Annotated in this window: 9 protein-coding genes; 6 read left to right on the top strand and 3 right to left on the bottom strand. The window is 66.5% G+C overall.

From position 1 onward, the window contains the following. Positions 1–109: 109 nt before the first annotated feature. Together EDF71_RS04735 and EDF71_RS04730 are read right to left on the bottom strand one after the other, a co-directional pair. Positions 110–1,084 carry a quinone oxidoreductase gene (locus tag EDF71_RS04735; RefSeq protein WP_133855471.1) on the bottom strand — a complete coding sequence of 325 codons (975 nt, stop codon included), beginning with the start codon at positions 1,082–1,084 and terminating at the stop codon, positions 110–112. 126 nt (positions 1,085–1,210) lie between these two features. Then, positions 1,211–1,954: an HAD-IA family hydrolase gene (locus EDF71_RS04730; protein WP_133855470.1), complete on the bottom strand. Its 744-nt coding sequence runs from the start codon at positions 1,952–1,954 to the stop codon at positions 1,211–1,213. Between the two features lie 129 nt (positions 1,955–2,083). Here EDF71_RS04730 and hemH point away from each other — a divergent pair, with 129 nt between their 5' ends. The 3 genes from hemH to EDF71_RS04715 all read left to right on the top strand — a co-directional run bounded on the left by hemH (position 2,084) and on the right by EDF71_RS04715 (position 6,505). Then, complete coding sequence (gene hemH, locus EDF71_RS04725; RefSeq protein ID WP_133855469.1) at positions 2,084–3,133, top strand: ferrochelatase; 1,050 nt, start codon at positions 2,084–2,086, stop codon at positions 3,131–3,133. A 36-nt stretch (positions 3,134–3,169) separates the two neighbouring features. Further along, positions 3,170–3,637: a GNAT family N-acetyltransferase gene (locus EDF71_RS04720; protein WP_133855468.1), complete on the top strand. Its 468-nt coding sequence runs from the start codon at positions 3,170–3,172 to the stop codon at positions 3,635–3,637. 93 nt (positions 3,638–3,730) lie between these two features. Further along, positions 3,731–6,505, top strand: coding sequence for an ATP-binding protein (locus tag EDF71_RS04715; protein ID WP_133855467.1), 2,775 nt, complete (start codon positions 3,731–3,733; stop codon positions 6,503–6,505). A gap of 30 nt (positions 6,506–6,535) precedes the next feature. Here the strand turns inward: EDF71_RS04715 and EDF71_RS04710 are convergent, their stop codons facing one another. Then, on the bottom strand, positions 6,536–7,426 hold the full coding sequence (locus tag EDF71_RS04710; RefSeq protein WP_133855466.1) for a plasmid replication/partition related protein: 891 nt from the start codon (positions 7,424–7,426) through the stop codon (positions 6,536–6,538). 106 nt (positions 7,427–7,532) lie between these two features. Between EDF71_RS04710 and EDF71_RS04705 the strand changes: the two genes are divergently transcribed. The 3 genes from EDF71_RS04705 to EDF71_RS04695 all read left to right on the top strand — a co-directional run bounded on the left by EDF71_RS04705 (position 7,533) and on the right by EDF71_RS04695 (position 10,357). Then, entirely contained in the window at positions 7,533–8,075 is a 543-nt protein-coding gene (locus tag EDF71_RS04705) for a DUF4256 domain-containing protein (protein ID WP_133855465.1), read from the top strand. Positions 8,076–8,216: 141 nt separating this feature from the next. Next, positions 8,217–9,176 (top strand): rhodanese-like domain-containing protein, encoded by a 960-nt coding sequence (locus EDF71_RS04700; protein ID WP_133855464.1) that lies wholly within the window; start codon positions 8,217–8,219, stop codon positions 9,174–9,176. Between the two features lie 83 nt (positions 9,177–9,259). Beyond that, positions 9,260–10,357, top strand: coding sequence for a YeeE/YedE thiosulfate transporter family protein (locus EDF71_RS04695; RefSeq protein WP_133855463.1), 1,098 nt, complete (start codon positions 9,260–9,262; stop codon positions 10,355–10,357). The last annotated feature ends 8 nt before the right edge of the window (positions 10,358–10,365 follow it).

The raw sequence follows: 10,365 nt of genomic DNA, 5'->3' as shown, positions 1-10,365 counted from the left end.
TACCAAAAATGGAAAAATGATAGTTCAAAACTACTAAATTAACAATTTCGATAGGGTTTCACACCTAAACCCAGCATTGACGACAAGTTGAGTCCGGACCTACCTCTCATCAAGGCAGCAACACCACCGCCCCCTGGGTCTGCCCCGCCTCCAGATCGGCATGCGCGGCAGCCACATCCGCCAGCGCATAGCGGCGCCCAATGGCGGGTTGGATGATGCCCTGCTCTACCGCCTGCAGCACGGCGCTGGCGCGTTGCTGGTACTCGGCCGCTGTCGCGGTATGCGCGGCCAGCGAGGGGCGGGTGATGTAGAGCGAGCCCTTGGCGTTGAGCATGCCCATCTCCACGGCGGGCGGCGCACCGGTCGTAGCGCCAAAGGACACCATCAGGCCCCGGGGGCGCAGGCAGTCCAGCGATATGGCAAAGGACAGCTTGCCCAGGCCGTCATAGACCACATCGGCCATGCGGCCGCCGGTGGCTTCGCGCAGCTGGGCGGTTAGGGTCTGGGGATCGAACACCAGCGCCTGGTCGCAACCGGCGGCCAGCGCCCGCGCCTGGCTTTGCGGTTTGGAGACCACGCCGATGACGGTGGCGCCCAGGTGCTTGGCCCAGGAGGCCATCAGCTGGCCCACACCGCCCGATGCGCCATAGAGCAGCACAACGGTGCCGGGGCCGACGGCATAGGTGCTCGTCAGCAGGTACTGCGCGGTAATGCCTTTGAACAACACGGCAGCGGCCTGCTCGGCGCTGATGCTATCGGGCAGCTTGACCAGGCGCTCAGCCGGATAGAGGCGCTCGCTCGCATAGGCCCCCATAGGCCCGGTGGCATAGGCCACCCGGTCGCCGACGGCAAACTGGCTCACGCCCGCGCCCAACGCCAGCACCTGGCCCGCGCCTTCCAACCCCAGGCCGGAGGGCAGCGGGATGGGCGCCACACCCTTGCGCTGCAGCAGATCGAGCGGGTTCACCCCCACCGCTTGCTGCGCCAGCAAGACCTCACCCGGGCCGGGTGCAGTCACCTCCAGCTGCTGCAATTGCATGCATTCCGGGCCACCGGCTGCTGCCAAACGAATCACTTGCGCCATGCGTCACTCCTTGCGGTTTTGTCGATGGCGCCAGCTTAGAGCCTGCATGGCAACAGATAAATAGTGCGCCATACAGTTGATAGCTGCAGTGGGTGCAGCAATCACCGCAGTGGTGATGCCGGTCTGTCAGGCAGGGGGCCGCCCCAGCAGATCACACAACTCGGTCAGATTGCGCACCAGCGCTTGGGGCGAGGGGCTACTCAAAGGCCAGCGCAGGGCCTGGCCTGTTTCGCTGCGCTGGTGGTGGTGCAGCTCCTGGCGCTGCACCCAGGCGGCCTGCATGCCGCAGGCCAAGGCGCCTTGCACATCCAGCTCGGCGTCGTCGCCCACATGCAAGAAGGCGGGCAGATCGATGCCGGCGCGCTCGGATGCAGCGGCAAAAATACGCCGGTCGGGCTTGGCCACCCCCACCTCACGCGCGCTGGTGCTGGCCACAAACCAGGGCGACAGGCCCACCAGGTCGAGCTGGGCATTGCCGTTGGAGACGGCGACCAGCGGGTAGCGCGAGGACAGCCAGGCCAGCGCATCTTCGACCTCGGCAAACCAGGTCACCCGGTTGCGGGCCGCAAAGAACTGGGCAAATGCGGCCTCGACCAGCGCTTCATCACCACCGCTTTGCTGCAGCGCGCGGCGGATGAACTGCTGGCGGAAATGCGTCATGTCGTGCGACAGGTGCACAAAGTCATCGCGCACCGACTGGCGGATGCGCTGGGCCTCGGCCGCGTCCTGCAGCAAGGCAGCGGTCGCCGGCGCATGGGCCAGCAAAAAAGCGTGCTGTGCGGCTTCGGCCGCTTTCAGGGTCGGCAGCACCGGCCAGAGGGTGTCATCCAGGTCAAGGCTGATGGCACGGATTCGGGAGAGATCGAGCATGGCGCCAAGCATAGCGGATCACTGCCGCCTGGCGCGGCGCAGCCGTCCTCTGTCGGACAAGCGCGCGCCGGCTCGCAGCGCCCAGGGGTATGCGCCGGGGCCTGCTGCCAAGCTGCGACAATCCCAGCCATGGTTTCACGCTTCCGACCCGAGCCTCTTGGCCAACCCCTCCCTGACAGAACCGGCATCCTGCTGTGCAACCTGGGCACACCGGATGCGCCCACCACAGCGGCCACCCGCCGCTACCTGGCCGAGTTTCTGAGCGACCAGCGCGTGGTCGAGATCCCGCCCCTGGTCTGGAAGCCGCTGCTGCACGGCGTGATTTTGCGCACGCGCCCGGCCAAGTCGGCCGCCAAGTACCGCAGCATCTGGATGCCCGAGGGCTCGCCGCTGGCCGTCTGGACGGAGAAGCAGGCCAAGCTGCTGCGCGGCACCTTGGGCGAAGCGGGCCACCAGGTGCTGGTGCGGCCGGCCATGCGCTACGGCAACCCCTCGATTGCCAGCCAGCTCGATGCCTTCAAGGCCGAGGGTGTGCGCCGCGTGCTGGTGCTGCCGCTGTACCCGCAGTACTCGGCCACCACCACAGCCAGCGTGGTGGATGCCGTCAATGCCTGGTGCACCAGCGCGCGCGACATTCCCGAGATCCGCTTTGTGCGCAGCTACCACCGCGATCCTGGCTATATCCAGGCACTGGCCCAGAGCGTGCGCAAGCAGTGGCAGCTGGATGGCCGCGCGCCCAAGCTGGTGATGAGCTTCCACGGCATTCCCGAGCGCAATGTGCGCCTGGGTGACCCCTACCAGCAGCAATCGCAGGAGACGGCCCGCCTGCTGGCCGCCGAGCTGGGCCTGGCCGAGAGCGAGTACCTGCTGACCTTCCAGTCGCGCTTTGGCAAGGCCAAATGGCTGGAGCCCTATACCGAGCCCAGCCTGATCGCGCTGGCCCAGCAAGGCCTGCGCCATGTGCAGGTCATGTGCCCCGGCTTTCCCGCCGACTGTCTGGAGACGCTCGAAGAGATCAACCAGGAGGTGCGCGAAGCCTTTGTGCATGCAGGCGGCCAGCAGTTCGACTACATTGCCTGTTTGAACGACCAGCCCCGCTGGATCCAGGCGCTGCGCGAGCTGGCCCTGCAGCACCTGCAAGGCTGGGACACCGGCACGGCGCCCTCCCAGCCCCGCTGAGCTGCCCCGCACCACGCTGCCAGAGACCGCACCACCATGACCCTCCTCTCCCCTTACCGGCCCGAGCAGCGCGAACGCGTGCTGGGTCTGTCCCTGCACGAGGCGCAGTTGCCCTTTGTCGCCCCGATTGCCCAGACCCTGGCCGAGCTGCACCCCCGGTTGGGCGCCCATCTGATTGGCGATGGCGAGGAGATCGCCGGCTTTTTCCTGATCGACCAGGACTACGCAAAGCACTACCCCTTTGCGTCGGCGGACAGCCTGGGCCTGCGCAGCTTCTTTATCGACCAGCGCTTTCAGGGCAAGGGCCTGGCCAAGCGCAGCCTGCAGGCGCTGCCCGCCTACCTGCAGGCGCAGGGCCTGGCTGCAACATCCGTGTTTCTGACGGTGAACTGCAAGAACGCCGCCGCAATACCGCTGTACCGCCAGTGCGGTTTTGAAGACACCGGCGAGCTCTACCTGGACGGCGGCTACGGCCCGCAGCACATCATGCGGCTGGCGCTCTAGCCCCGCGCTTGCGCTTAGCCCCGACACCTACATTGACCCACAACATGGCCTCAGGCGCCCGCGCCCCTGGGGCTCTCCAGAAAAAACATTCCCTTGTCCGACACGCCACTGACCCCTTCCCGCCCTGCCCCCACCCTGCTCTGCGCCGAGCTGCTGCAGGCCTACCAGCTGCGCCTGCGCATTGACCCGGCCCAGCTGGGCTTTGCCAGCACGGCCGAGCTGGTGCAGGAGCCCTTCTCCTGGATCGGCCAGCAGCGCGCGCAGGCAGCGGCCGAGTTTGGCCTGGCGATGGACCCGCCTGACTACCACCTGTTTGTGCTGGGCGAGGAAGGCAGCGGCCGCACATCGCTGCTGCGCCAGGCCATGCAGGCCGAGGCGCAGCGCCGCCCGGCCGCGCAAGATATCGCCTTTGTGCACAACTTTGCCGTGCCCGAGCGCCCCCAGGCGCTGCGCCTGCCCGCCGGCCAGGGCCGCAGCCTGCGCCGCCGCATCGAGGCCATGGTGGACAAGCTGCCCGAGCAGCTCGACAAGGCCGTGCAGCAAGCGCAGCACCGCAGCCAGATCGAGCAGCTCTACAACCAGGCCCGCCAGGCCGAAGAAGCCGCCTTTGCTACGCTGCACGACTGGGCCCAGGGCGCCGGCCTGCGCATTCGCCGCGAGGAAGGCCAGCTGGTGGTGGACAGCCAGGACAGCGCGCCTGGCGACGCCAGCGGCCCGGATGCCGGCCAGCCTGCTGCCGATACGCCTGCAGCGTTGACGGCGGCCGATGTGCAGCAAGACCAGCCCCCGGCAGAGTCTGATGACCAGCTACCCGCGCTGGCTAGTGCCACCCCGCCCCAGGCAGACAACGATGCCGACCCCGCGCTGCTGCTGTCGCCCGGCGAAGGCGAAGACGCCGCCGATGCCCCCAGCCCCACAGCTCCCGCCGAAGACCTGGAATACCAGCTGCGCGTGCAGCTGGCGCAGTTCCGCGGCCAGGTGCGGCAGGCGCAAATGGCGCGTGATGCGTCGCTGAACCTGTTCTACCAATCGCTGGCCACTCCGCTGTGGCAGGCCGCATCGGCCCAGGTGCTCGATGGCCTGACGCCCAGCGCCGAGCATGCGGCGACCTTGCAGCGCTGGCTGTCGCAGATGCAGGCCGAGTGGCTCAAGAACATGGCGCTGTGGGTGCCGGGCAGCATTGCGCAGGATGCCGATGCACTGCTCGACCAGACCGACAGCATCGAGGGCGAAGGCGAAAGCCAGGATGCACGCGACGATGCCCGCGCCCTGCTGGAGGCCAAGCGCAAGGCGCTGCGCGCACTCAGCCAGCTCAACCTGATCGTGGACCACCATGGCGAGGCCCATGCCCCCGTGGTGCTGGAGGACCAGCCCAGCCTGCGCAACCTGTTTGGCACCATCGACCCGCCCGAGGAGGACGAGCGCCGCAGCGATTTCTCCTGCATCCGCGCGGGCAGCGTGCTGCGTGCCGATGGCGGTTTTTTGATGCTGCACCTGCGCGACCTGCTGGGCGACGAGGACAGCTGGCAAGCGCTGCGCCGGGTGCTGCGCACGCGCCAGCTGCGCATTGAAGATGCCCATGCCGCGCAAGGCCCCAGCAGCAGCGGCGCGATGCTGCCCGAGCTGCTGCCACTGAACTTCAAGCTGGTGCTGGTCGGCTCCGAAGAGGCCTACTACCAACTGCAGGAAAGCGATCCCGACATGGCCCGGCGCTTTCGCGTCAAGGTCGATTTTGCCGAGCAGTTCAAGGCTTCAACCGCCACCTACCGCGCCACCGCCGCACTGATGGCACAGCGCTGCAAGCTCTACCAGATGCCGCACTGCGATGCCAGCGCAGTCGCCCGGTTGCTGGAGCAATCCCACCGCGAGGCCGATGACCAGCAGCGCCAAAGCGGCCGCTTGAACCAGCTCGAAGCCTTGCTGCTGGAAAGCGCGCAGCGCGCCCGGCGCTCAGGGCAGGACCGCCTGGTGCAGGCCGCCGATGTGGAGGCCGCACTGGCCGCGCAGCGCCTGCGCCACAACGCGATGGAACAGGACCTGCATGCCGCCATCAGCGACGGCGAGCACCTGATCTCCTTTGCCGGCAGCCAGGTCGGCCAGATCAATGGCATGTCGCAGATCGACACCGGCGACCACCGTTTTGGGCTGCCGGTGCGCATCAGCGCGCGCACCCATGCCGGCCAGGAAGGGGTGATGAACATCGAGCGCGAGGTCGCCATGTCCGGCCCCATCCACGACAAGGGCGTGCTGATTTTGCAGGGCTATCTGACGGCCTTGTTTGGCCACCTGGCCCCCCTGGCGCTCAATGCCTCGGTGGTGTTTGAGCAGGAATACAGCGGAGTCGAAGGCGACTCGGCCAGCTGCGCCGAGCTCTATGCGCTGCTGTCATCGCTGTCGGGCCTGCCACTGCGCCAGAGCATTGCCGTCACCGGCGCGCTCAACCAGCATGGCGAGGTGCTGCCCGTGGGCGGCCTCAATGAAAAGATCGAAGGCTGGTTTGACCTTTGCGCCGAACAAGGACTGGATGGCAGCCATGGCGTGCTTATCCCCGCGCGCAACCAGCGCCATCTGATGCTGGCTGAGCGCGTGGTGCAGGCGGTGGAGGCCGGGCAGTTCCATGTCTACACGGCCGAGCATGTGGGCCAGGGCCTGGCCTTGCTGATGGACCAGTGCGAGCTGCCCGCTACGGGCGCCCTGCACCCCATGCCTGAGGCGCAGCGCCTGCCTATTGCGGTGGTGCAGGCGGCCGAGGCCAGCCTGCTGCAGTACCGCCTGGCCTGCCAGCGTGCCGATGCAGCACGGCCCCGTGCCCAGCGCTCACGCCAGCGGCTGTTGCCCAAGCCGGCCAAGCGACCGCCACTGGATTAAAGGCGGAGCGCGCAAGGACGAAAGCCTGGATCAGGCTTCGTCAGGGACCGGCAGATCCTGCGACGAGGCGGCTGCCAGCTGCAGGCGAAGCTGAGCATTTTCCAACTCCAGCTCCTGCACGCGGGCGCGCAAGTCGCTTATCTGCTGCTGGGCCTTGTCCAGCGCCGCATCCACCGCTTCGGCGCCATGTGCGGCCGAGGGGGCGCTGGCGGGTTCTTCGGCCTCGGGGGCCTCTTCCTTGGGCTTGCGCTTGGCATCGCGCACTTGCTTGACCACCTGCTTCAAGCCATCCTTGCCGCCCTGCGCAGCGGCTTGCTGCTCTTCATGCGGCAGAGTGGCCACCACGGCGGCGGCATTGATGGAGATGTCGCCGGCCTTCAAGGCCTCGACCAGCGCCGGTGCGGCACTCTTCTGGATCTTCTCGATCTGCGCGACCTGGCTGCTCGACAGGCGGGCCGCCTTGGCGATGGCCTCGCGCGTGGCTACCTTTTCCAGCTCGGCGGCATCGACCGGCGAGAAAGCCTCGTCGGCATTGCTGACCGCAGGCGCCTCGCCTTCGGCGGGCTGCGCAGGCACCGGGTGGGCCTTCTCCAGCTTACGGTGCTCCAGAATCTCGCGCTTGCGCAGCGCCAACACGCCACGCTGAAAATCCGAGACGCTGCGGCGCCCCAGGTGCTGGTCGATCATCCACAGGTAGACATCCTGCATCGACTGGAACTGGGTGTTCTGTACCGTGTTGAAAGGCAGGCCATGCTTTTGGCAGATGCCGTAGCGGTTGTGGCCGTCGACCAGCACATTGCCCCAGAGCACCAGCGCATCGCGGCAGCCTTCGGCCAGAATGCTGCGCTCCAGCGAGGCATGCTCGTCAGGGGTCAGCGGGTCGATGTAGGCCTTGAGTTCTTCGTTGACAACAATATCCATAATGCAGCGCGGCGGCAGGTGCCGCCGTTGGGTAATCCTTCAAAAAGCTTGCGCCGATTGTAGAAGTGCGCAAAAGTGGCAGCCGCTTGACAAGGATTTGACAGCCATGAACAAGACCGAACTGCAGACATTGGTAGCCGTGCTGAAAGCACGCTTTGAAACCCACATGCCGCGCCACCCCAATCTGGCATGGGCGCAGGTGCAGCAGCGCCTGGACAAGAACACCGCCGCCCACCAAGCGCTGGCCCAGATGGAAGCCACCGGCGGCGAACCCGATGTCATCCTGCAGGACGCGAGCGGCCAGCTGCTGTTTGCCGATTGCGCCGCCGAAAGCCCCAGCGGCCGGCGCAGCCTCTGCTTTGACGAGCAGGCACTCGCCGCCCGCAAGGAAAACAAACCCGCCGGCAGCGCGCAGGGCATGGCCGCAGCGATGGGTGTGCAATTGCTCGACGAGCAGCAGTACCGCCATCTGCAGACCCTGGGCGCGTTTGACTGCAAGACCTCCAGCTGGCTGGCCACGCCCGACGAAATGCGCCGCCTGGGTGGCGCGCTGTTTGGCGACCGGCGCTATGAGCGCGTGTTCAGCTACCACAATGGCGTGCAGTCCTATTACGCGGCGCGCGGCTTTCGCGCCGGGCTCTGGGTATAGACAAACCAGGCAGGTAGAGCGGCCTTTATTCCCTCAGGGCATATAACCTTACCGCCATATATTCAATCTGCGCATAGCGTGCTGGCGGACCACAATCGCGGGACAATAGAGCCCATTGATTTGCCTCTACAAGCTATTGCCATGACAACCCTTCGCCATCTTGCTGTGGCCAGCGCTCTGTTTGCCAGCAGCTGGCTCACGGCAGCCCATGCCGCCCAGCCGCTTTTGAGCCCGGCCGAACTGGCTACCGCCCAACAAAGTACAGCCGCGCCCGTCGTCATCGATATCCGCGAGCCCAAGCTCTATGCCGAAGGCCATATCCCCGGCGCGCTCAATGCGCCCTATGGCAAGTGGCGCGGCCCGGCCACCAACCCCGGTGAGCTGCCCGATCTGCCCAAGCTCACCGCCCTGGTGCAGTCGCTGGGCTTGACCCCGGCCACGCATGCGGTGGTGGTATCCACCGGCGCCGATGCCACCGATTTTGGCGCGATGGCGCGTGTCTACTGGAGCCTGAAGGTGCTGGGTCTGAAGGACCTGTCCATCGTCAACGGCGGCATGAAGACCTGGGTGGCCGAGGGCAAGCCCGTCAGCACCGAGGCGCCTAAGGTGCAGGCCAGCAGCTACCAGCCCGTGCTGGACGAGCGCCTGATCGCCACGCGCGACCAGGTACGCTCCCATGTGGACCTGAGCAATGCCGCACTGGTCGATTCCCGCCCCGATGCCTTCTACCAGGGCAAGACGCGGGCGCCAGCGGCCAAGCTCTCGGGCACCCTGCCCGGCGCGCAGCAGCTGGATTTCAACCAGTGGTTTGTCAAGGGCACGGCCCAGTTTGTCGACCCGGCCACCGCCCGGCAAATCGCCGACAAGGTGAGCCGCAAGGACGGCCAGGACACCGTGGCCTTCTGCAATACCGGCCACTGGGCCGCCACCGACTGGTTTGGCCTGAGTGAGATGGCGGGCCTGCCTAATGTCAAGCTGTATGCCGGCTCGATGGTGGACTGGACCCAGCAGCCCGATGCCCCGGTGATGGAAAACCAGCCCGGCCGCGCCGAATCGCTGGCCTATGACGCCAAGCAATGGTGGCAGCGCAAGTTCAAGTAAGCCAGACCCGGTTCTTTGGCTGCCAGCACTCCCGCAAAGGTGCTGGCAGCTTTTTGTTGTATTGACTCTCAACGGTGATCGTGATGAAACGACTTCCCTTGTCGATCCTGATGGCGGCCTTTTTTGGCTGGCTGCTGTGGTCGGTATCGCTGCGCCAGGCGGCGCTGTTCCTGGTCGGTATCGGCCTGGGTGCCATCCTGGCCGGCCAGCGCTTTGGCTTTACCACCGGCTGGCGCATGCTGGTCGAGGACAAGGACCCGCGCGGCGTGTTTGGCCAGTTGCTGCTGCTGGCGCTGGCCGCCGCGATGGCCATGCCGCTGCTGGGCCACTACCCTGAGCTGACGGCCGCCCTGGGCCCACCCAGCATCAGCCTGCTGGTGGGGGCCTTTGTGTTTGGCCTGTGCATGCAGATTGCCGATGGCTGCGGCAGCGGCACCCTGTACAAGGCGGGCATGGGCATCCCGATGAACACGGCCATCCTGCCGATGTTTGCGATCGGCAGCTTTCTGGGATCGCTGCATCTGGGCTGGTGGCTGGACCTGGGCCGCATGCCGGCCGTGGGCCTGGTCAGCACCTGGGGCTGGCTGCCTGCGCTGCTCGCCACCTTGGCGGCGCTGGCCGTCATCGGCTTTGCGGTCCAGGCCTATTGCGCCAAGGCCAATGCCGCGCAGCAGCGCAGCATGCCCGGCCTGTGGCAGCGCAAGTGGGTGATGGGCGCAATTGGCCTGGCCATCTTCGCGACCCTGAACCTGGTGATTGCCGGCCAGCCATGGGGCGTCGTCTATGGCTTTGGACTCTGGGCCGCCAAGGTAGCGAACGGCACCGGCATGGTGGACCTGGCAGGCAACTGGTTCTGGAGCCAGCCGGGCAATGCCCAGCGCCTGCACGAGACCGTGCTGCTGGACATCACCAGCATCACCAACATCGGCATCCTGGCCGGTGCGCTGTGGATTGCGGCGGGCAAGCCCGCCGCCGCCAAGGCGCTGACCGGCACGCAATGGCTGGTGGCCTTGGTGGCCGGCCTGGTGCTGGGCTACAGCTCGCGCCTGGCCTTTGGCTGCAATGTGGGCGCGATGCTCTCGGGCATCAGCACCGGCAGCATCCATGGCTGGATCTGGGTGCCGCTGGCCTTTGTCGGCACCATCTTCGGGCTGCGCATTCGCCGCCATTTTGGTTTTTAAGCGCAGGA

Source organism: Comamonas sp. JUb58 (genome assembly GCF_004364775.1).
Classification (GTDB): domain Bacteria; phylum Pseudomonadota; class Gammaproteobacteria; order Burkholderiales; family Burkholderiaceae_C; genus Comamonas.
This window is presented reverse-complemented; position numbering and strand designations above follow the sequence as displayed.